Annotated in this window: 24 protein-coding genes and 1 pseudogene; 13 read left to right on the forward strand and 12 right to left on the reverse strand. The window is 58.4% G+C overall.

All coding sequences use genetic code 11. The features are described 5' to 3' along the window. Positions 1-234: 234 nt before the first annotated feature. Entirely contained in the window at positions 235-1,893 is a 1,659-nt protein-coding gene (locus AC1DJO_RS27035; protein ID WP_112390699.1) for a phosphoethanolamine transferase, read from the reverse strand. Positions 1,894-2,118: 225 nt separating this feature from the next. Here AC1DJO_RS27035 and AC1DJO_RS27040 point away from each other — a divergent pair, with 225 nt between their 5' ends. After that, positions 2,119-2,487, forward strand: coding sequence for a response regulator (locus AC1DJO_RS27040; protein ID WP_112390698.1), 369 nt, complete (start codon positions 2,119-2,121; stop codon positions 2,485-2,487). Next, positions 2,484-3,164 (forward strand): phosphatase PAP2 family protein, encoded by a 681-nt coding sequence (locus AC1DJO_RS27045; protein ID WP_112390697.1) that lies wholly within the window; start codon positions 2,484-2,486, stop codon positions 3,162-3,164. Before AC1DJO_RS27040 ends, AC1DJO_RS27045 begins: the two co-directional genes overlap by 4 nt. Before the next feature lie 43 nt (positions 3,165-3,207). On the opposite strand, the pseudogene AC1DJO_RS27050 reads toward AC1DJO_RS27045, so the two are convergent. The 3 genes and pseudogenes from AC1DJO_RS27050 to AC1DJO_RS27060 form a co-directional block, all read right to left on the reverse strand. After that, positions 3,208-3,330, reverse strand: a pseudogene (locus tag AC1DJO_RS27050) (hypothetical protein); the annotation flags it as partial. A 156-nt stretch (positions 3,331-3,486) separates the two neighbouring features. Beyond that, entirely contained in the window at positions 3,487-4,845 is a 1,359-nt protein-coding gene (locus AC1DJO_RS27055; protein WP_112518737.1) for a sensor histidine kinase, read from the reverse strand. Next, positions 4,832-5,509 (reverse strand): winged helix-turn-helix domain-containing protein, encoded by a 678-nt coding sequence (locus AC1DJO_RS27060; protein ID WP_112390695.1) that lies wholly within the window; start codon positions 5,507-5,509, stop codon positions 4,832-4,834. Before AC1DJO_RS27060 ends, AC1DJO_RS27055 begins: the two co-directional genes overlap by 14 nt. 200 nt (positions 5,510-5,709) lie before the next feature. Here AC1DJO_RS27060 and AC1DJO_RS27065 point away from each other — a divergent pair, with 200 nt between their 5' ends. The 4 genes from AC1DJO_RS27065 (at position 5,710) to AC1DJO_RS27080 (ending at position 8,549) form a co-directional block, all read left to right on the forward strand. Then, a complete protein-coding gene (locus AC1DJO_RS27065) occupies positions 5,710-5,973 on the forward strand; it encodes a hypothetical protein (protein ID WP_112390694.1) in 264 nt (87 codons plus the stop codon). A gap of 14 nt (positions 5,974-5,987) precedes the next feature. Next, positions 5,988-6,770 carry a COG4705 family protein gene (locus tag AC1DJO_RS27070; protein WP_405049662.1) on the forward strand — a complete coding sequence of 261 codons (783 nt, stop codon included), beginning with the start codon at positions 5,988-5,990 and terminating at the stop codon, positions 6,768-6,770. A 223-nt stretch (positions 6,771-6,993) separates the two neighbouring features. Next, positions 6,994-7,725: a phosphatase PAP2 family protein gene (locus AC1DJO_RS27075; protein ID WP_112445773.1), complete on the forward strand. Its 732-nt coding sequence runs from the start codon at positions 6,994-6,996 to the stop codon at positions 7,723-7,725. A gap of 26 nt (positions 7,726-7,751) precedes the next feature. Beyond that, positions 7,752-8,549 carry an undecaprenyl-diphosphate phosphatase gene (locus tag AC1DJO_RS27080; RefSeq protein WP_112445774.1) on the forward strand — a complete coding sequence of 266 codons (798 nt, stop codon included), beginning with the start codon at positions 7,752-7,754 and terminating at the stop codon, positions 8,547-8,549. 713 nt (positions 8,550-9,262) lie between these two features. On the opposite strand, the gene AC1DJO_RS27085 is transcribed toward AC1DJO_RS27080, so the two are convergent. The 6 genes from AC1DJO_RS27085 to AC1DJO_RS27110 form a co-directional block, all read right to left on the reverse strand. Next, positions 9,263-9,865: a HupE/UreJ family protein gene (locus AC1DJO_RS27085; protein ID WP_112390690.1), complete on the reverse strand. Its 603-nt coding sequence runs from the start codon at positions 9,863-9,865 to the stop codon at positions 9,263-9,265. Positions 9,866-10,211: 346 nt separating this feature from the next. After that, positions 10,212-11,231, reverse strand: a complete 1,020-nt coding sequence (locus tag AC1DJO_RS27090; protein ID WP_442208007.1) for an IS110 family RNA-guided transposase — start codon at positions 11,229-11,231, stop codon at positions 10,212-10,214. Positions 11,232-12,032: 801 nt separating this feature from the next. Continuing rightward, positions 12,033-12,482: an FAD-dependent monooxygenase gene (locus AC1DJO_RS27095; protein ID WP_477973900.1), complete on the reverse strand. Its 450-nt coding sequence runs from the start codon at positions 12,480-12,482 to the stop codon at positions 12,033-12,035. Between the two features lie 928 nt (positions 12,483-13,410). Continuing rightward, on the reverse strand, positions 13,411-13,662 hold the full coding sequence (locus AC1DJO_RS27100; RefSeq protein WP_148194374.1) for an ATP-binding protein: 252 nt from the start codon (positions 13,660-13,662) through the stop codon (positions 13,411-13,413). 422 nt (positions 13,663-14,084) lie between these two features. Next, complete coding sequence (locus AC1DJO_RS27105) at positions 14,085-14,384, reverse strand: helix-turn-helix transcriptional regulator (protein ID WP_112390684.1); 300 nt, start codon at positions 14,382-14,384, stop codon at positions 14,085-14,087. 17 nt (positions 14,385-14,401) lie between these two features. Then, positions 14,402-15,724, reverse strand: a complete 1,323-nt coding sequence (locus tag AC1DJO_RS27110; RefSeq protein WP_477973897.1) for a type II toxin-antitoxin system HipA family toxin — start codon at positions 15,722-15,724, stop codon at positions 14,402-14,404. A 720-nt stretch (positions 15,725-16,444) separates the two neighbouring features. On the opposite strand from AC1DJO_RS27110, the gene AC1DJO_RS27115 reads away from it, so the two are divergent. From AC1DJO_RS27115 to AC1DJO_RS27140, 6 genes are all read left to right on the forward strand, one after another. Continuing rightward, positions 16,445-16,573 carry a hypothetical protein gene (locus AC1DJO_RS27115; protein WP_310301160.1) on the forward strand — a complete coding sequence of 43 codons (129 nt, stop codon included), beginning with the start codon at positions 16,445-16,447 and terminating at the stop codon, positions 16,571-16,573. A 511-nt stretch (positions 16,574-17,084) separates the two neighbouring features. After that, positions 17,085-17,669, forward strand: coding sequence for a hypothetical protein (locus AC1DJO_RS27120; protein WP_112390682.1), 585 nt, complete (start codon positions 17,085-17,087; stop codon positions 17,667-17,669). A gap of 314 nt (positions 17,670-17,983) precedes the next feature. Next, a complete protein-coding gene (locus AC1DJO_RS27125) occupies positions 17,984-18,913 on the forward strand; it encodes a zincin-like metallopeptidase domain-containing protein (RefSeq protein WP_112390681.1) in 930 nt (309 codons plus the stop codon). A gap of 83 nt (positions 18,914-18,996) precedes the next feature. Continuing rightward, positions 18,997-19,242 carry a type II toxin-antitoxin system prevent-host-death family antitoxin gene (locus AC1DJO_RS27130; protein WP_112390680.1) on the forward strand — a complete coding sequence of 82 codons (246 nt, stop codon included), beginning with the start codon at positions 18,997-18,999 and terminating at the stop codon, positions 19,240-19,242. Next, positions 19,235-19,630: a hypothetical protein gene (locus AC1DJO_RS27135; protein ID WP_112390679.1), complete on the forward strand. Its 396-nt coding sequence runs from the start codon at positions 19,235-19,237 to the stop codon at positions 19,628-19,630. The genes AC1DJO_RS27130 and AC1DJO_RS27135 overlap by 8 nt, the downstream gene beginning before the upstream one ends. Before the next feature lie 499 nt (positions 19,631-20,129). Then, positions 20,130-20,441, forward strand: a complete 312-nt coding sequence (locus AC1DJO_RS27140; protein WP_112390678.1) for a DUF736 domain-containing protein — start codon at positions 20,130-20,132, stop codon at positions 20,439-20,441. A 48-nt stretch (positions 20,442-20,489) separates the two neighbouring features. Here the strand turns inward: AC1DJO_RS27140 and AC1DJO_RS27145 are convergent, their stop codons facing one another. Together AC1DJO_RS27145 and AC1DJO_RS27150 are read right to left on the reverse strand one after the other, a co-directional pair. Beyond that, the gene (locus AC1DJO_RS27145) at positions 20,490-20,768 is read right to left on the reverse strand and encodes an HU family DNA-binding protein (RefSeq protein ID WP_112390677.1); all 279 of its coding nucleotides are present in this window, start codon (positions 20,766-20,768) and stop codon (positions 20,490-20,492) included. A 55-nt stretch (positions 20,769-20,823) separates the two neighbouring features. Beyond that, a complete protein-coding gene (locus AC1DJO_RS27150) occupies positions 20,824-21,117 on the reverse strand; it encodes a WGR domain-containing protein (protein WP_112390676.1) in 294 nt (97 codons plus the stop codon). Positions 21,118-21,266: 149 nt separating this feature from the next. Between AC1DJO_RS27150 and AC1DJO_RS27155 the strand changes: the two genes are divergently transcribed. Continuing rightward, the gene (locus tag AC1DJO_RS27155) at positions 21,267-21,488 is read left to right on the forward strand and encodes a hypothetical protein (RefSeq protein WP_112390675.1); all 222 of its coding nucleotides are present in this window, start codon (positions 21,267-21,269) and stop codon (positions 21,486-21,488) included. Positions 21,489-21,493 lie beyond the last annotated feature (5 nt).

Here is a 21,493-nt window from a genome sequence, read left to right on the forward strand (position 1 = left end):
GTTGCCTTACGACCTCGCGTTCGATCTTGAGCATCTCTCCGGATTACGAGGTCTGTTCATGGAACCGCAGCCTATACGTCAGAGTGCCGAGCGTGGCTCCCTCTTCCAGAACGGCCTCAGGCAGTTCAAGCTGCCCATGACCTGCTACTGCATTGTTTTGCCATGGCGGGCATTCTACGAGACATCGCAGTTTTTGGCTCGGGCGTCGCGGCTCATCCGTCGAATATGGAGCGCCTACTTTGTGCCGCCGAAAGCCGCGGGCGACGCCTCGGCCAGGTCGCCGGGCACGCGGCATCCGGCAAACACATCAAGCGAGGGATCGTAGGCGGATGTGGAAATGTCCATCATCCCGAGAACGCTGTGAAAGAGGTTGTCATGGGACGTCGGAGCCGAGGCTTTCTGTTTGAGGCAGCCCATGTTGAAACCATTGGTCTTCTGCACGTCCGTAGCGACCCAGGCGAGAAACGGCACATGCGTCTGTTGGGAGGGCGCGACAATGTATGGGGCGCCGTGCAGATAGAGACCATTCTCTCCGAGCGACTCGCCGTGATCCGACAAATAGATCACGGATGCAGCGACGGACGATTCGCGAGACTTGAGCTTGTCGATCACCTGCGCGACGACGAAGTCTGTGTAGAGGATCGTGTTGTCGTAAGCATTGCGGATTTCCTGCTGACTGCATTTGCCGAAATCCTCGGCGCGGCAATCCGGGACGAACCGCCTGAATTCATCAGGGTAGCGTGCGAAGTAAGCTGGGCCATGGCTGCCGAGCTGGTGCAGGATCAGGACGCTGTCGCCGTGAATCCGGTCCAGCCACTCGTCCATGCGATCCAGAAGGATTGCGTCCAGGCATTCGCCGCCGCTGCAGAAGCGAGGATCGGCGGACTTGGGAAGAAACTGGTAGGGGACGCGGTCCGAGACGTTGTAGCTCCCGGTGTCGTTATCCAGCCAGGAGACCGACACGTTGGCATGCATGAGCACGTCGAGAAGGTTTTCCTTCGCAAGCGCCTTATCATGAGAGTAGCTCTGCCGCGTATATATCGAGAACATGCAGGGTATGGAGACTGCCGTCGAAGTGCCGCAGCTCGACGTGTTTGGGAAATAGACGACGTCCCTCTTCTTCAACTCGGGGTTCGTCTCGCGCAAATAGCCTCCAAGCGAGAAATCCTCTGCACGGGCAGTCTCGCCGGCGACGATGACGGTGACCCTCGGCTTCCCGGCTGCGGTGCGGTGCGCATCGGTACCGAGGGCTGTTGGAGCGCCGCGCGGACCCTTCATCGCATCGATGCCGTAGCGGACAGCGCTGGTCATCGGAAAGAATGGCGTCAACGGATCCATGATGTCGGGATGCGCGCGGCCCACGCCAGCGATGGACTTGTAGTCGCTGATTGCGGAGCCTGCCAGGACAACGAGGCATGCCGCAATGATCGCGCTGTTGTGAAGCAGTTTCGAGAGAACCGGTCGGTGGACGATCCGCACCCAGAGAATCAGCAGGGCGGGGAGAATTCCGGTCAACGCGAAGTGGGTGATGAACCTTAGTGTGATGAGGTGAGCCGTCTCCGCGGACGTGGACTGCAACATGTTTCGGATCATCTCGCGGTCGACGATCACGCCAAACTGGTCTGTAAACCAGGACGCTGCGGATGCGGTGAGAACGAAGAAGATCAGGAAAGCCTTGGTGACGTACTTTGCCGATACGAGCGTGAGTATCGCCATGGCTCCAGCGGTGATGCCCGTCACGAACAGGCCAAGAGCAAATTGGTCGTCCTTGAAATAGTTAGCGGCGCGCGCCCAGAAGGTGTGGTTGGCAACCAAAAGGAGATATGCGGTCGTGATGGCACTGATCGTAAAGCTTCCGACACTGGGACGCTGGTGCCAAATAGATTGTTTCATGCCTCTTGGTGTCCCCACGGTGCGACTGTCGATCGGCGGATCGGACGCGGCAGCGCAATCACGCTACCGTTCCGATTCCAGGCTGCCTGTCGCTTTGCCGATGAACCTGACGGATACCTGAAACACACTGACCGCCCACGGCCATTCGATGCTGTCGACTTCAGGTGGGTGTCAGGTTTGGAAGTTCATTGGCCCCGGAGTCTGACATGTGTTCCGGGGATCCGAGTGGACATCCTATTAATCGAAGACAACAACCTGATCGGTGACGCTATCGTGGGCCACATGGCTGACGGTGGTGACTCCGTGCGTTGGTGCCAAAACGCGGTGGACGGGATGGCAGCAGCCGGGCAGGGCACCTATGATTGCGTCGTGCTGGATCTCAGATTGCCTGACGGCGACGGTCTGTCGGTTCTCGAGCATATTCGGAAGCTTGATCGCAATGTCCCTGTCTTGATCTTGTCGGCATTCGATCAACTCAGCGACCGCATGGAAGGATTGGCGAGCGGGGCTGACGACTACCTTATCAAACCCTTCTCTCTTCCCGATCTCGGCATCAGGATATCGCGTCTGGTGGGAGAGGGGCGTCAGCAATGACCAGCTTGCACAACTTGGTTCGACGCAGTCATCCGTCAAAGATTGCGATCACAGTCGCGCTTTTTGTCGGAGTGGTAGCTGTCCCATGGCTCGGTCACGAAACCGTCGAAGGCGAGACTGCAAGCCTCGATACACGTGTCCTTCTTGCACTGCGTAAGGCAAGTGATCTGAACGTTCCGGCAGGTCCCCACTGGTTACAGAACTACTTCGAGAACATGACCAGCCTCGGCAGTCTGGCCGTTCTGGCGACGATAGTGTTCTTCACTGTTTTGCTTCTGTATTTGGCGAAACGGAGCGCTGCTGCTGGTTTTCTGGCCTTATCGGCATTCGGAGCGTGGTGTATCAGCAATGTGGTGAAGACGCTTCTCAACAGACCCCGCCCTTCCATCGTCCCGCATCTGGTCGAGGTTCATGATGCCAGCTTTCCGAGCGGCCACTCCACGGTCTCGGCGGCCACTTACTTGGCGCTTGCCCTCATTGGTACTGCACTGGGAAGCATTCCCGCGCACCGGCCAATCTTCTACGGTGCTGCAGCTCTGGTTGTGATCATGATCGGAATGAGCCGGGTTTATCTTGGTGTCCATTATCCAAGTGACGTGCTCGCGGGCTGGATCATTGGAACCAGTTGGACGTTGCTCTGCTGGCGCTTTTTCCGGGCATCGATCTTAATCTGCTGATCAACCCTTGCGCTCGAAATGCTCTTCCAGGTCTTCCCAGATCCATCGACATCGTCACTGCGTCCCCGCCCGTCTCGCCGAGCGTGGTGGCGAGGATCTTTATGATCCAGAATGCCAACGTGACTTCCGGCACTTTGGTGACGGCATACTTGAGCTGTTGATGCATTATCTTTCCTGTAGTGTTTGTGCCGTTGCGGCAGGGTCAGAGGATTGCCGCCTCGCGTGGGAACGGGCGGCACCACGCATGCCTAGGCAACCATTCTTACCGTGGCTTCGACAGGTTCTTACGATTTTGTAAGGCTGGATTCCGTCAAGCGGACGTTTACACCGATTGGAACGAGACGGTGACCGCCAGGCCTGGGGCGTTATCGGCGAGGCCGATATGTGCGGAATGCAGATCGGCGATCGCCCTGACGAGGCTGAGGCCGAGGCCGCTGCCGGGTGTCGTGCGGCTTTTATCCAGCCGATACAGGCGCCGGAATACCTTGTCTCGTTCTTCCGCGGGCACGCCCGGACCGTTATCGGCTACGCGCAGCACGATTTCGGCATGCGCCGAGACGAGCGACATGTCGATCCTAGTACCAGGCGGGCAATGATTGATGGCGTTCTCCACGAGATTGACGACCATCTGGGTCAGAAGCTCCTTGTCGCCTTGGACTTGGAACGCGGCAATAGGTGAGGGAAGGAGGTTCAGTGCCTGTCCATTGTCCTCGGCAACGCTCGCATAGACTTCCTCGACGAAAGTCAGGATCTCGGTGAGATCAACGTTCTGGAAGCGCTGTCGACGAGCGCCCGCCTCGATCTGCGATATGCGTAAAAGCGCTTCGAATGTCGCATTGATCTGATTGCTTTCGGCACGCGCATCCGCCAGCAGCTGTCCCACATCGCGGCCGCGCGCGGCTCCACGAATGGCGTCGTCCAGAGTCATCTTCAGGCGATTGAGCGGCGTCTTGAGCTCGTGGGCAATATCGGCGCTGACCTGGCGCATCCCCTCGACCATTCCAGAAAGGCGATCGAGCGCGCTGTTGATCTGCATTCCCACGCGATCGAGATCATCGCTGCGGCCCTGGAGAGGTATCCGGCTGTCGAGTCGGCCGTTGGAGACGTCGAGCATTGTGCGGGCCACCGCATCCAGACGGTGCTGTGCCCTGGCTGCCAGGAAGATGCCACCGCCGAGCGCGGCGACGACGACGAGTACCGCCGCCCAGCCGAGGCTTACGAGCACGATCCTCAGGAGGTCATCCATGTCCGAGAAACTCTCGCCGACGACGAGCATGTTGGGGCCAAGCTGCGTGACTTCGATCCTGAACCTGCCCGAGCCTGGAAGGCCGATGTCTTCCGGTTTTATTGTGTAGATGCCGGGCCGCATTCTGATTGCCGTGAAATTGCCGGCCAGCCTTACACCCTTTGGATCGACCAGCGAGTAGAGGCCATCCTTTGTCGTCTGGAGGTTTACGTAGCTGTTCAGCGTGGCCACGAGATCCTCCATGTCATCAGGAGCATAGGTCGAGGCGATAACGGAGTTCATTTCGTGCAGGGACGCGTCCATCTGGCGGGCAAGGCCAGCGCTCAGCATATGGTACATGACCGCGCCGCTGACGATGAACGTGACGATGAACAGGACGCCGAAGGTCAGGGCCAGTCTGAAGGGCGTGCTGTGTCGCAGACTAGCGAGGCGCATGCAGGCTGTATCCGGTGTTTCTCACGGTGTGGAGGAGTTGCGCCTGAAAGGGCTTGTCGATCTTGGCCCGGAGCCTGCTGACATGGGTCTCAACGACGCTTGTCTTCGGATCGAAATGGAAATCCCAGACGCGTTCGAGAAGCATCGTTTTCGTCATTACCCGGCCTTCGCCACGCATCAGGACTTCGAGCAAGGTGAATTCGCGTGGCTGTAGTTCGATAACCTGCCCGGCCCGCCGGGCCTCTCTCCGGATCAGGTCGAGTTCCAGATCCGCTACTTTCAGGACAGTCTTTTGCTCCTGCACGGGCGGGCGCCGGGCGAGCGCGTTGACGCGGGCGAGCAGCTCCGAAAAAGCGAATGGCTTGACCAGATAGTCGTCGCCTCCTGCCTCCAGCCCTTCGACACGGTCGTCTACGCCACCAACGGACGTGAGGAACAGGGCAGGGGTGCCGACGCGGGCGGCGCGAAGAGACCGGACAATCGACAGGCCGTCCAGCCCCGGCAGCATCCGGTCGACGACGAGCACGTCGTAGGACTCGCGCTGCGCCTGAAACAGCCCGTCCCGGCCGTCACCCAGAACGTCGCAGCTGTGTCCGGCTTCGGCAAATCCCTTGGCCACGTATTCCGATGTCTTGCGGTCGTCTTCAACCAGGAGGATGCGCATGTCGTGTCTTCGCCAGTTTGTGTCCGTTCGGTGAATGTAACCGCTGTGATGCCGCTGCTACAACATACGGTTTTGTAAAGTCGTGGGATGTCGAAACCTTACCAAACCGTATGGTTCCGGCAAGGCGCCCGTATGACCCCGCCGATATCGTCCCTCTCGCTGCAATGGTGCGGCACCCACTGTTCCGAGAGGATACTATTATGAAAACAATCGTTGCCGCTACCGTTCTGAACTCTGTCGTGGCGCTCGGCTTCATCGCGCTCGCCATGCCTGTTCATGCCGCCGTTCCCTGCGAAGAAATGCTGAAGGAAATGCGGACTGCGAAGGGATCCGCCAAGCTGTCAGACGCCGACATGAAGAAGGTCGAGGACCTCGAGACCAAGGCTGTCGAGCGTTGCAACGCTGACGATGATACGCGCTCGGACAAGTTCCTCGCTGAAGCCATGCAGATCATGGGTAAGTAATAGGAGGACTGAGCATGACCATGGCAAACCAACACCTTGCCGAGCCGGAAAATCGCGTTCCCGAAGTGACTGTCGATTTCTGGCTCATCAAACTCATGGCGGTTACCATGGGGGAAACCGCGGCTGATTACCTTGCCGTCAATCTTGGCCTCGGCCTGACATTGACGTCCATCATGATGACTGTCGTCCTGATGATGGTGGTTGGAGCGCAATTCGCACAAAAGCGCTACGTGCCGGCAGTCTACTGGGCGGCAGTCGTTCTGATCAGCGTCGTCGGCACGCTGGTGACTGATAACCTGACGGACAATTTCGGCGTGCCGCTGGAAGCATCGACGATCTTCTTCACAGTCGCGTTGGCCGTCACGTTCCTCGCCTGGTATCTGATGGAAGGTACGCTTTCGATCCACACGATCTTCACCAACCGTCGCGAAGGGTTCTACTGGCTTGCAATCCTGTTCACGTTCGCACTTGGAACGGCTGCCGGCGATCTGGTCGCCGAGAAGTTCGACTTCGGATATCTGACGACCGCGCTCATCTTCGTGGCGCTGATTGCAACGATCGCTGCGGCTTATTTCATCTTCAAGGTGAATGGCATCGCTGCCTTCTGGCTGGCCTACATCTTCACCCGGCCGCTTGGCGCATCGTTCGGGGACTTGCTGTCGCAACCGAGCGAATACGGAGGCCTTGGCTTCGGAACGATCTACACGAGCTTCGCCTTCCTCGGCGCGATCATCCTGATCGTCGTCTACATGACCGCCAACCAGGATCAGCGAGAAACAACGGGGCTTTCTCATTGAAGAAGAGGGAGCCCGTCACCGAGGCACGGGCTCCCTTTTGTGTCCTGCAACCCGCTCATTCCAATCGTGTCTCATCCACACCTGGTCATCCGGTATTTCGGTGAAGCTCCGAGCTTTCGGAATTCTTTACAAATCCGTAAACAACCCGGCGGCCTTCGTTCAGGTTGGTGTCAGGCGGAGCCGAAATATGGCGGGCGTTCCCTAGAACCAAGAGAGCCCATTCATGGCCATTTTTCACGCGGTTGCTCGGCAGCGCAAATACCTCGATTCATTTCTGATTCTGACGGCGTTCTGGTTTCTGCTATTGGCCATTTTTCACGCTTGGCCCATGATTGACGTCCAGATCTCGGAGCTATTCTTTAGCAGTCCTCTCTGCGTGAATCTGCCTGCCGGGGATCAGTGCGGTAATTTCCCGCTGAGCAGGGACACATCGATCACGACCCTTCGATGGATCCTTTATGCGTTACCTTACGTCGCCGCAGGGATGGTTGTCGTAGCTTTGGCAGTCGCGGGTTTCTCACCCAGGCTGCGGCACCAGATGCCGGTTCATCGCCTTTGGGCGTCTCTGGTCAGTCTGGGCATCGGCACCGGGTTGATCGCCAACGTGTTCCTGAAGGCACATTCCGGCCGCCCACGTCCGATCCAGACCGATCTGTTCGGCGGCAAGATGGAGTTTATGCCGGCGGGATCGTTTGACGGAGCCTGTGAGAGGAACTGCTCGTTCGTATCGGGCGAGGCCTCGGGAGCGGGTTGGCTGATTTGCCTTCTTTTCCTGCTGCCGCCCCGCTATCGCACTTGGATCGCACCTCCGGTCATCCTGGCTTCGATCGGAACTGCAGCGCTTCGCGTGGCAGTCGGTGCACACTACGCATCCGACGCGACACTCGGTCTGCTCCTCTCCGTCACTGTCTTTGTCGGCATGCTCGCCTTCGAAGAACGGGTGGCAAACCGCTGATCTCGTATTCATTTCTGAGAGAGACCATGCCCGATTTTCTGACCGCCGCCCTGCTCGGCTCCATCGAGGGATTAACCGAATTCCTTCCTGTATCGTCGACCGCGCATCTCATCCTGGCAGGAAAACTGCTTGGCCTCCAATCGGCCGCGACCTTCGACGTCCTCGTTCAGCTCGGAGCAATACTGGCGATCATATCGATCTACTTCCATCGGCTCATCGCCATCGTGACCGCGCTGCCGACGAGCCGGGAGGCACGGCATTTCGCCGCCGCAATTATCCTCGCCTTTCTTCCCGCAGCGGTGATCGGAGCGCTCGCACACGACTTCATCAAGGCGGTGCTGTTCGAGAGCCCGGTCCTCGTGTGCATCGTGCTGATACTCGGGGGTATAGTGCTTCTTGTGGTTGATCGCGTCGCGCCGGAGCCACGCTACTTCGATGCTCGGCAATTCAGCTGGCCAATGTCGATTACTATAGGATTCGTTCAGTGCCTGGCGATGATCCCGGGCACATCTCGATCCGGTTCGACTATCGTCGGCGCTCTTCTACTGGGTGCCGACAAGCGATCAGCAGCCGAGTTCTCGTTCTTCCTCGCTATGCCGACCATGCTCGGTGCGTTCACGCTCGATCTTTGGAAGAGCCGCCACGGCCTGACCGCCGACCAGGGCATGATGATCGTGATCGGATTTGTATTTGCATTCCTGACTGCGCTTCTCGTTGTCCATCAACTTCTCGAATTCGTCTCCAAAAGAGGTTACGCTCCATTCGGTTGGTGGCGAATTGCCGTCGGGATTTTTGGTCTGATTGCGCTTCAGGTCGTCAGATGAGCGAAGCTGCCACGAGGGGAAGGGCGGTGGTTTTGGCGATATCGACAAGACTCACGAGAGCGCAGACACGGGTGATGGTTGCATGCGTAGAGCAGGGGTTTATTGCGCCGAAGGGGTCCGATCTTTCCACGTTGCGCGTTCTCGAGCTCATGGGGCTCGTTAAGCGGAACGACACGCGTCCGCAGAAATTCCTTCCAACCATGGCAGGCGAGGCGTGGGCTGCAGATTGGTCACGTCGTCGATCGCCTGATGCTGATATTCCACCGATGTGAACAATCGATCAGACCACTCGCTATCCCAACGGACCTCCATCCGAACCCCTTCAACGCGCGTTGCCGATACCGAACAACGAGTGGATTGAAGGCGATTGCGATGGTCACCAGCGAGGTCGTCAGAGCGATTTTCAGCGGGGTAACGATTAGCGTATCGACGCCCGTGGTCTCCGGCCATGCTACGCCTCGCTCGGGAAGTGCGACTTGTTCGACTTCACCATCCGCGCCTACTATCCCGACTGTGATTGGATTACCAATTAGAGGTTCCTGAGCCATCATGTTCTCCCTGGTCGAAACTCATGAGCGCCAAACCCCAAGCTCGGTTTCTCAGTATGGGGCATTAAGGCGACCTAGAGATGATAATGTCGGCTTCAGTCGGGTATCCCAGTTCGAGAACCTCCAACAGTCGATGCGGGCGCGCCTGACATGATGATGTGCGCGTCACGCCACCAAGCCAATTGCGAGTCCCAATCCCGCTAGAGCTGCCAAACCTCCAGCGGTGCGGGCAATGAGTTCGCCCCTGCTGTCACTCAGGCGTGCGGTTATGAAACCTGCGACAAGGCCGAGTCCGTGCAGCAGTGCAGTTGCCGCGACAAAGCCCGAAGCATAGGTGAAGGCGGTCGCGTTCGCCGGCATTTCTGATCCATGCGCGTGCCCGTGGAAAAGAGCGAAGAGGCCGACGACCGCCATTGCAACCGTCGTCGGCGTCTTAATTCTAAGCGCGACCGCGGCTCCCAGGACAACAACCGACAATGCGATCCCAATTTCGACCATCGGGAGATCGACGCCCGCGACACCAAGCACGCCGCCAACCATCATGATGCCTACGAAAGCCGCTGGCACGAGGAATATCGCCCGGCCGCCGAGTTGGTATGCGAGTAGGCCCACCAAAACCATGGCAAGCGTATGGTCTATGCCGGAGATCGGATGGGCGAAGCCATGGACGAAGCCCGATGTCGGCCCTATCCCGGTATGCGCGGATGCAACGGCGGGTATCATGAACGTGGTCAGAACGAAGGCGGCGCGGGTCAAAAAACGGGGCATCTTCTTCTCCAAGGATATCGTGCTGTTCACATGTGATCCGAACCTGTCCTACAACGCAAGTAGTCAAACTGCGTATTTCTGACGCCTTGGCTTGACGATAGAGGCGGACCGCAGTTGCCTACGATCCGCCCGATCGGAGTTCGATGAGCGATTTCTTGAATGCTGCAACCAAGTGTACGGCTTCCACGCGAAACCCGCGCTGAGCCTCAGCGACTTACGCGGGGCAAGCACCCGTCACTCGAGCGTGCTCATGGGCACATGGTATTCGCCGGTGTTGCTTGCCTACTCTTGCATTCCGCTATCTCGAACTCCGATCGACGACCGACATGCGGTCATCCGTTGCGGCTCAGGCTCTTGTGGGCGCGGTCTCGTAGGAACCGCCTTTTGTAAGGATGGCCCAAATCGTGCGCGCGTTTTTGTTTGCCAGAGCGATCGCCGCCACCTTGAACGGTCTTCGTCGCTTTAAGGACGCAGTCCAGCTTTTGTTGTCATCCGTTTTCGTGTTCCGAATTACCGACATAGCTCCTGTGACGAGAAGCGACCGCAAATCCGCATTCCCCATTTTTGTTATGCCGCCGATCGTGATGCTTTCCCCACTAGAGAAAGACTTGGGCGTGAGACCTGTCCATGAAGCGAAGTGGCGGGCAGATTTAAAGACGCCAATGTCTGGCACGAAAGCCTTGATGGCGGTAGCGGTCATTGGTCCAAGACCCGGGATGGTCATCAGCCTCCTCATCTCGTCATCCTCCTTCGCTTGGCCTTTTAATGTTTTTTCGAGACTTTCGATGTCTTTGGTAAGGGTATCGATCTGCCTGGCAATGATCTTTAATGCTGTAATAGCTGAAGGCGGTAAGCTCTTGCTTTGTCGATCGCGGACAATCGAGATCAACGACGAGACATTCGATGTCCCGGGCCGCGCCACGATACCCAGTTCAGCGAGGTGGGCGCGCAGCGCATTCACAGCACGAACGCGTTGGCGAACCAGGAGCGCTCTTGTTTTGAATAGCATTGTCGACGCCTGATGGCTCGTGGACTTCAATGGGACGAAACGCATTGACCTCCTGAACAAGGCTTCATGGATGGCTTCAGCATCATTGGCATCCGTCTTGTCGCGATTCACAAAGGGTTTCACGTATGCTGGATGGATAAGCCGCACCTGATGGCCCAGCGCCGATATCGAACGCCCCCAGTAATGGGCTGTCGAGCACGACTCCATTGCAACCACACATGGTGGTAATTTGCTGAAGAAATCCAAAATGGCTGCTCGGGAAACCCGTCGATTGAACAACGGGTCGCCGGCGGCGTTGGCTCCATATACTTGGAACACGTTCTTCGCTATGTCTAATCCGATGGTCGCAGCATACATGGGCCAATGTCCTCCTGGGCTAGTGAAGCCTGTCCAGGATGCACTAAATTTGCGACGTGGATTTTGGCATCGAGGAGCGGTGGCGGCTTGGAGACGAGAAGAGCGGGACTAAGTCTGTCGATGCTCTTATTGGTGCGCGCCTAAAGGAAGTCAGGAAGAGGGCAGGGCTGTCCCAAAGGCCGTCGCCGAGCGACTGGGGATATCTTTCCAACAGTGCCCGAAATCTTGCGTTTCGCGATCTCGACAAGGTGCCACCGTTTTAAATCCAAGCTTACTCTCTCAGTGTCGGGCCTAGACGGAAGATGACGCCTTGCACAGCTCGGCGAGTGGGGTTCGATTTCAGAACGTAGATAGTGGAAGATGGCCCTTTCAGCAGGGCGTGGAACCGGCGGGAGCATCGAGTGCTCGCTGTAGCGCTCACCGGGGTCCGCCGCCTGCTCCTAAGTAAAGCGTTGGCGACCACAGTCTTATCGCCCCTTAAACCAGATCCCGTTTCGGCGAGTGCAAAGCCCTTTGTTACCATTTCGTCGCACTCGATTTATCCACACCGTGGTGGCGGAAGGCGAGAGCGTCATGTACCGGCCTCTTGGTCACCGACGCGCGGTCGCCTAGAGCGTCCGAACAAGTGCGGCGTATACCTAGACGTCTCGCAAGCATGGAGCTGGATCGTCAGCATCGTCTTGCGAATTCGGAGTGCTCTTTCGAAGGCGGTGACACGGGTAGGAGCTTGGAGCCAGCTTTGACAGATAAAACCTCTCCGGCGCGTACGTCCGTAATGTCTTCCTCGCATCGTCGAGACCGTCAACCTGCCTTGGCTAATGGTGCACGTCGCAGCAGAAGCCAAGGTCGAGCGTGTCGCGCAGGAAATTGGCGTTGGGATTTCATAACCCGATCAAACGATAGGCCCGGTAAGCGATTGGTAGGTTTTCCGGTAGATGTGGTTGCCTGACAGCCTGAGCATCGAATCTTGGACGAATCCCGATCCCGTCCGCAACCCGTCTCTCTTCCGCGATTTCTCCAGCACCAACGCGATCCGCGGGGAACGAACGGTGTGGAACTGCTCCAGCGCTCGGTCGACAGGTTCATCGGAGTGAGGATGTTCGCAAGTACGACCCAGTCCTCGAGCGCCATCGCCGCTCCCTGCGCCACGCTTGGAGACGTGGCATGTGCGGCGTCCCCGATCAAGACGAGGCGGTCTGCTATCCAGCGTCGTGCTTGCACCTCCTGGAGGGCCGCGCGATGGACCTGCACATCACTGCGCAACCCGGCGACGACTGGCCCCAGTGCACCGCCGAAATCCCTGAACAGTTCCTTCAGATTAGCTATGGAGCCATCTGCGAATTCGGGGGACGGAGGGATGCTGGGAGGATTGTGGCTCCGATCCGTCGTGCGGAAGGGCGTGAAGCCAGCTGACGAGCGCTCGCCCGACCCTCCCTAGGCGGCGCCATCTTCATCAAGCAGTACCTTAATGAGCGTGCCCTCGTCTCTCAGACCACTGCGGAATGCGAGCACAATACGTTTGGCAAGCTCTTCTCGATGCATGTCCAATGCGATTTGCTTCGTCACACAAACGTGGTCAAAAACGCGCTGGCAGATCGCTAGGTCGCGAGGCGATAGGATCGACGCCTCTCTTGTCTCAAACACCGAAATCCCTTGTTTCATTGAAGGCCTGCAATCCGATGGCTGTATTGCGTGGGGTCCATGAAGAACAAAAATTCGTCGATCAGTTCAGCTTGATCGGGCCTCCCGCTGATCCGAAGAAGGCTTCTGTCGTCGCCGATAAATGCGGCTTGAAGGCCGAGGAACTTCGCATGAGCTAGTATCATGTCAGACGTCTTCGCGACATCCGGACGCTGCGAATTCAGGTCGATGAAACAGTTCAGTAAGTCCCGCATTGAAATCGGCCAAAAAAGACGCAGAGCAGTGAGTTGAGTTCTGTCTGCCAGGCGAAAAATAATTCAGCTTTGTTCTGCGTTCAACCAAAAAACAGTGGCCGCTACGTCCGTCCGGCAGGGCCGGAAACCGTTAACGGTTGCCAATAAAGCCTTGGTGTCAGGCCAATCGTTCCGGGTGCTTAGTCTCGATGGGCATGGAGAAAGTGAAGCGATGCATTTTCTCGTCGAACAAAACCGCTAACGTTCCTCCGTGGGCGCGAGCGATATCTATGAAATGTAGAGCCCTAACCCCAACCCCTGGCTTTTCGAACCCTCCGCTCGGTCAAAAGGTTGAAAAGCTTGTTGAGAGATTGCACCGGGGTTGGCTCGCCACTGTCATCGACGCTCAACTCGAATTGATTATCCGTAGTGATTGCCTTCACCCGCACGGGATGGTCTGGCGCACCGTGCATTAGGGCGTTTCCAAGGAGATTGGAGAACATCTGTCCTGTCCGCACATGGTCGATCCGCGGCGCAGCTTCGATCTCCACGGACACCTTAATCTCTCTTTCGGGATGGGCGATTTTGAACTCCTGAACGACGTGCTCGATCGTGTCCTCAACGGTTCGGCCGGGATCGAAGTCAAGATTGATCCTGCCGCCGAGCCTCGCGCGCGCCAGGTCCCATGACGTTGTCTACAGGCCGCCATGCGCACCAGGCTTGCCTTCATCATGCGTAAGAGTTGTGGCGACTTGTCGTTTAAGCCATCACGTAGAAGCCGGTTGATACCCGGCGTCCACGCCGGGGATCAGATTACGATGATTGTGGCCAAGTACGGCGATGAATTGTTCCCAAACCTCGGACCGCTTTCTTGCGTGGTCGAGATCAATCTGTGCGGCGTCAGCCTGTCTCTGGCGTCAAGATGGTAGGCGATCAGTTCCGCGAAAAGTTTAAACGTTCCTACGGGGTTGTTCGCCTTTTAGTTTTGAGTATTCGCACGGCTCTCTGCCCTCGGCACAAAACCTACCGAAAATCCGAACAGGCGCCCAATTCTTTCCAGTGTTTCCAGTGTCGGGTTTGCTTTGCCGGTTTCGATCTCAGCAACTTGACGCCGCGTAAGTGCCAGCGTTTTGGCAAACTCTTCCTGGGTCATGCCGAAACTCTTCCGGATTGCCGCTACTGCGCCGGGCAGCCTTAAATCACCGGTTCGAGCTCGCTCAGCAAGCGTGCGCCGGTTCTCAAGAACCTGTTCTTTTGTAGGCTTTTTCCAGCGAGCCACTCAGATTTTCTCCGGCATCATAGCTTCGCCTGCAAAACGCTATCGGCGATTTCAGTGCACCGTGCCATTGCGCGCTCTAAAATTTCTGGAGCTGCCGCCAGGTTTTTCGCAATGCTCGGCGCCTCACAGAGTCGTTCTGCAAACGTCAGAAGTGCGGACGCGAGTATCTTTTGCTCAGTGAGATCGGGAAACAGTTCGGCGCAAATTTTCTTCCAATCAGGGAAATGATCCCGGCCGGCATCTCGCATCGTGGCCCATCTGGTGGAGCGAACGATCCCCTCCTTGGCGAGCCGCATTGGAGCGAAATCAAAGAGCGGAGACAGACGGACAGTTCCGTCTTGGAACTTGGTGAGCGCGGTATTTCGACCATGATTGTCGGGATTGCCGAGAGCCAGGTTGGCGATGTCCCGTTTGAGGTACTCTACGACGTCCGCGAGGGGATCGGCGGAATATTGGCGCAGAATGTCGATATAGGCCTCATGCGTGCCAACATATCCGAAGTCGGCAACGCCAATGGCCGAAACAAGGCTTTCTTGACCCAGCCGAACGGTTCCACCTCCTTCTCTCTTCTTTCGATCAAAACGGGGAATGATCAGGACGCCTTCGGCATAGGCCGACGGTTCACTGACATTGAGGCCGATCTTTTGAGCGATCTGCGAATAGAGGGCTTCGCCTTCAAGAATGAGCCGGTCTACGGGCTCATTGCTGCGGACCAGCTTGACGATCACATGCCGCACGGCCTCATCGTCGGACACGAAGCTGTCGGGATAATAAAGGCCATCGATAGCCTTGGTCATGGAGACCTTTGGCCATTCGCCTTGCAGGCCACTTGAGCCCGAAGCAAGCATACCAAAACGATCGGCTACTTCCATGAAACGATCTGATCGTTCAAGGATCTCAGCCTCTGTTACTCCTTGGCGCTGCACACCGTGTAGCCGCTGCTTCTCTGCCTCAGCGGCTTCTTTTATGCGGACATTACCTATTCCGCCTACGGCAGAGCGGAGAAGCAGAGGAAGATCCGAGCTGCGTGCTCCCTCGCTGAGGCCTAAATGTTCTGCCAGCTTGCGCCTTGCATGTCCTTGCGGCATTAGATCGAGCAGGAATGGTGGCCACGTTGAGGTATATCGATTCTCGAGGTCAACGGGATATCGGATTGAAAGTGCGCGATTGTCATTTGCCGCGTTTCCTTCTGCAAAATCCACCGATGCGAACCGTATAAAGTAATCGAGATCGTAATCGACTATCGACGCACCCTGAAAGCCGGCTGCGTCGCTCTTGAGTTCAAGTGCCGCGGCTTGATGCCATTCATCTTTGAAATGGATTTCAAGAGTGAGAAACATTAATTGATCCCTTTGGTGGACCAATATATTTCATATTCTTGGTTATTCAACCCATTTAAGGGGTGTATATAAACTGAGCTGTCCGGTTTTGCCTTTTCTGTGATCAAGACGGCCTGATGCGGTCAGGGGACGACAACGCAGGATTGACGCGGCCCTCAATACGGCTCGGCAAGCACCTTCGCCAATTGTCGAGAGCGGGCGCGAATTGCGAAAACCTGCCGCGCCAGTCAACACAAGACCGTGGGCAACAGTTTGCGCGGTTATCCCAACGCGGCCCGCGGCTGCACGGAGCCATCGCAACCTCGCGCGCCAATTTGATCGCAGTGATCCCGGTACGCGAGCATTCGTATGAGAATGGTCCTGCGTGTGATTTCTTGACGAATGGCGTTCATCTTCCGGTGGTTGGCAGGGGTGTCTGCTGAACCTAATGCGGAAATAGAGGGAATGGCAAGGGGTAAACGAAATGCGAATTGGGAGGGCCGTACGAACGCGGCGCTAACCGCATTAGCGCCTCGACGCTTTTCGAGACTACGCGCGCGCTGGTTGTTTCCGATGACCTGCGCGAGATGAATGGGGCCGTCAACGTCCCGCCAACGCTCGACACCGGCAAGCTTTTGCAATGTGTCAGAAAAGCAAACTGCCAGGTTCTTTGCTGACTTTTCGAGGCTTCCATCCGGCGTCGCTAATCGTATCTGCCGCCGGGAGGCCGAAGCCTGGGCGATGACGCAACTTGCAAGCGCGGTGGAGGCCGGAGAAGACGATCCTGAAACGGCGGCCAACCCGGCCGCGGCTGGTCTCGATCATGTCGGCGACGAGTTGGACAGCAGGTTCAACGAGGCGACCGAATAGCCGGAGCGTAACGACGGGTTAGCGCCTGCCCAGCGCCGCCGGTTCTCGCCGGCGGTGTCTTGTCACTATCATCTAGGCAGGTCGGTGCCTGAGGTTGCGCTGCCGCTGCAGCCAGACTCCTTGCGGCCACGCGATCGGTTTGTGGGTAGGCAATACCGCTGAAGCGCGGCTCGGGCGCGACGGTAGTGGTGACGCGCCGGTCTGCTGGCGGCGTATCGGCCACAGGTTCATACGCTCTGACCCTCGGCTTCGTTGCGGTCTGAACCGGACGGCGCCCGGTCAAAGGCCGCGTGCCGCGCCGCATTGCGGCAGTCTCGATGCGCGGTTCGCCAAAGCGCGGCCGCGTTTTCTGCAGGCCTGGGCCCGCAACCTCCGCAACCGCACCTCGCTCTCTTGCATCGTCCTGACCTTGGGCCGGGCCGCTTCGCCGGTTCGTGTCGACCGCACCCGAGGGACAGCACCCAAAACCGGACCTCGGGTTTTGCTCAACCAGACCGAAAGGACACCGACCATGGCACCGCTCAACCGTTCTGCTGCGACGAATCGCTCAACTACGCCCCGCGCGACGACCCTCGAAATGGTCCGGCATGCCTGCCCGGACACCGCCCAGGCAATGCGCATCTCGGAAAGCTTTGGCCTATCCGTTGTCGACAGCGAGGGAATCCGCGACCTGCACCGCCAGCAGCTTATCGATGGCGCCGAGGCGATGAAGGACGGCCTCGGCGAGAAGGCGATGCAGATCCATATGCAGCGCATCGTCGGCTCCTTCGTCGGATCGGCTCACGGAGCCGGGCTGTTTTATAGCCGCTCCGTCACCGAGGCACGCGATCTGACCGCCAGGCTTAGCAACGATCTGCGCGACGAAGATCTCGAGGGTCCGGTCGGTTTCGACAGCCGCGCCCAGAGAAAACGCGAATTCGCCGCCGTCATGGGGCTTCAGGCCCATGTCCTGCGCATGGCGGCCGAGGGCGCCGTTGTCGCTTACGAAGACATTACCGGCGAGACCTGGAAGCCCTATGAGCGCAGCGGCTCGCCGAATCCCGCGACCTCGATCGACCAGCGCGCCGCGTCACTACAGATATCGGCTTTCGACTGAAGGCGCACGCTCACTGATCCATCTCGAAAGGCCGGCCTCGTCCGGCCTTTTCTCGTGTCACTCAAGGCGGCCCAGGCGCCGAGCGCGGCTCATCCCGGTTTGCGGTCTAGCCCGAGGGCGACATGAAAGCGGCGCAACGGACAAGCCGTCCTCCACTGTCGTTTCGGCCCAGCGGTCCTTCTATCTCCAGCACGATCTTGACGAGCCGGGTGCGCCGCTGCCGCCCGCGCGCTGGTCGACCGCCGTGACGAGCCGCGATCGGCGCGGTGTCGAAGATGAAGGAAAAGACGATGAGAAAGCCAAAGAAAACGTCAATGAAATTATCTGGCGAGACCGATGCTGTGCGCCCGGACGTCTACACACGGATCACCGATATCATGCTCGCTCAGTTGGAAGAGGGCGTGCGCCCCTGGGTCCAGCCGTGGAGTGCCGCCCGGCATGCGGGATGCGTGTCGCGCCCGCTTCGCTTCAACGGCGAACCCTATTCCGGCATCAATGTCCTGCTCCTCTGGTCTGAGGCCGCAAGCCGCTGCTTTGGTGCCAGCACCTGGATGACGTTTCGCCATGCGTTGGAACTTGGAGGCAACGTGCGCAAAGGCGAGACCGGGACGATGGTCGTTTATGCCAACCGCATCAGGAAGACCGAGACCAACGCCAACGGCGACGACGTCGAGCACGAAATCCCGTTCCTGAAAGCCTATACCGTTTTCAATCTCGAGCAGATTGAAGGCCTGCCTGCGGGTTTTGGCGCATCGCCGCAGACGCCGGCCTTCAAGCCTGTCGAGCGTCTCGAGCATGCCGACGCCTTTTTCCGGGCAACGGGGGCAACGATCCGCCATGGTGGTGCGGCAGCCTTCTATGCGCCCGAGCGGGATGTGATCCAGATGCCGCCGATAGAAGCGTTTCGCGATGTCGAGAGCTATTATGCGACGCTCGCCCATGAGGAAATCCACTGGACGGGGCCATCACATCGCGTGAACCGCGATCTTTCCCGCTACGCGAAAGACCGCTCCGAGCGGGCGCGCGAGGAGCTGATCGCCGAACTCGGCGCGGCGTTTCTCGCCGCCGATCTCGGCATTGTCCCGGACCTTGAGCCGCGGCCCGACCACGCAAGCTATCTCGCGTCCTGGCTTGAGGTGCTCCGCGGCGACAAACGCTTCATCGTCCAGGCTGCAGCGCAGGCGCAAAGGGCCGTGGCTTATCTGCATGCGTTGCAGCCCGGTTCCGCCAAGATGGCGGCATGACGTGTTGCAAGTCGGTTTCTGTCGCAGCCGACTTGCATGAATTACCTAGAATACGTATTTTACGTAGGTGAATGGAGGTTCTCATGAAGCAGTTTTCGTTTTCCGATATGAACCGGGCCTCCGGTGAAATCCTCGAGGCAGCATTGATCGAGCCGGTCGCGCTTACCAAGCGCGGCAAGGAGAAACTCGTCATTCTGACGGCGGAACAGTATCGGCGCCTCCTCGGCGGCTCGCACACGCTCGCCTACGGCCTCGACGATGCCCCGGATGCCGTCCATGCAGAACTGATGACCGGCCTCGACGCGCTGCTCAAGGACGATCATGTTTGATGCGGGCGACGTCGTCCATTTCCATTATCTCTGGAAACGACAGGCCGATGCCGGCGAGGAAAGCGGCCGCAAGGCCCGCCCCGTCTGCGTCGTCGTGCGGACGCCCGATGTCCCGGGCGCCGTTTTCCTCTTCGCCATCACCTCGCAGGCCCCGCATGAGGATCGCCTGTTTTTGCCGATCAGCCAGATCGAATGCCGCCGTGCCGGCCTCGATTTTCCCTGCTGGATCATCCTCGACGAATATAATCGCGTCGAGCTCGACAAGGCTTTCGACTTCGAAACAAGCAGGCCACTCGGCAGCTTCAGCCCGGCCTTCCTGAAAAACATCGCACGCACCGTCAAGGATGCAGCGGCAAGCAGCAGGCTGGCGACGGTGAACCGATCATAGCCGGTGGCACCGTCGCGAGTTCCGGCATCAGGCCGATCACGTCGGCTCCGTCCTGAATTCCTATTTGGCACATCGGAGCGAAGTCACGCGGCCAGCCTCTGGTGCCTTCAATTCCCGATACTGGGTATGCTTGGCAACGCCGTCCGGAATCACGCCGGACGCTGACGGTGCCATGGTCGGGCCCATCCTCAAGCTACGGCTCGCCCACCGCGGTCTCGATGCGGCTTGTCTGACCAAAAAACGCCTCGCGGGCTCGGCTCGATCGTCTTCCCGCAACGGCTTGCTCGTTTTCTTCCCCTGGCCACGCCCACCCCATATGACCGGTCATGTGGGGACCCCGGATCTGCGGCCATTCCTCGCGAGACAAGAAAGCCTCGGCTAATTGCCGTCCTCCACTTCGTTTCAGCCACAAGGGGTGCGGTCCGATCGTTTCCGGTCTTGTCGACAGCCATCGAGGCCGCGATGGGCGCGGCACGAGCAACTGAAAAGGATCAAGACAATGGCAACCATCGGCTCATTCACCGCTTCCGAAAACGGCTTTTCCGGCACCATCAAGACCCTCAACCTCAACGTCAAGGCCAAGATTATCAGGGTCGAACGCTCCTCCGACGACGCACCGGACTTCAGGGTTCTGGCCGGCAATGTCGAGTTCGGTGCCGGCTGGCAGAAGCAGGCCCGTGAAACCGAGCGCGACTACATCTCGGTCAAGCTCGACGACCCGAGCTTCCCCGCCCCGATCTACGCGACCCTGACGGAAGTCCAGGGGCAGGAAGGTCTGCAGCTTATCTGGTCGCGCAGCACGCGCCGCTGACGAATTGACCCGAAAGCCCCGCTCGATCCGAGCGGGGCTTTCGGTGTGTCACTTGTTAAGCGCATCCTTCAGCGCTTTGGCCGGCTGGAAGCTCAGCTTCTTGGCGGCTGCGACCTTGATGGTCGCACCCGTGGACGGGTTGCGCGCTTCGCGCTCGGGCGTCGCCCTGACCTTGAACTTGCCGAAGCCCGGCAGCGAGGTCTCGTTGCCGGCAACCGCAGCCTCGGTGATGGAGGCGATCACCGCCTCGATGATCATCTTGCCCTGCGCCTTGGTGAGACCATGCTCCGCTGCAATCTTGTCTGCGATTTCGTTTGTCGTGGTCATTTGCTTCTCCGCATCATTAATGGTCGAGAATCCCTGCCATCGGCGACGATCGTTGTCATCGACGCGGTGCAGCAAAAGCACTTGGCCATGCCGGATTTCCACAACTACCGACCGATTTATAGCCTTTCGTCTTCTTCCTGCGTGCAATGGCCAGGAAGTGGATAGCCGCTTCCCGTTCGCTGTCGAAGACTTCGCTTTTCTCGCCGCCCGCCTTGCCGATGCGTCCCCATGAACGAACGACCGAGGCCTCGCCGAACAATGTCGGCTGAATAGAGATGGCGTAGTATCGAGCCATGTTCCGGGTGGCATCGATGCGCTGGCAGTAGAGATGGAATGGATAGTTCGGCATTTAGGCAAGGTCGCCGAATTGGGTCGCCTCCGTCCAACGAGAGTTTTGAATCGATCACTGAGGTTCGATTCACATCGGTGATGATTTCTGGCTATCGGCGCTTTCTCCCGATAAAGGCCGTTCACCATTAAAGAAAGGGGAGCGTCGTCGTGCAAGAGGCAATCAAGATCGACAATCGTGGTGATTTCGGGCTCTGGGCGATCGAGGTGGCAAAGCTGATCGTCAGTGAGGAAGGGTTCGAATTGGCACGGGCTGCCCGCGACGGCTCCGAAGATGACGTCCGCGCGGCAGGCGCCGCACTCGGCCAGGCGATCACCAATGCACTGCTCGAAGTCTACGACGGTCTCCTTGAAGGCGCGTCGGCCGAGTGATCGCC

The sequence above is a fragment of the Rhizobium sp. 05N430 genome (assembly GCF_056396985.1).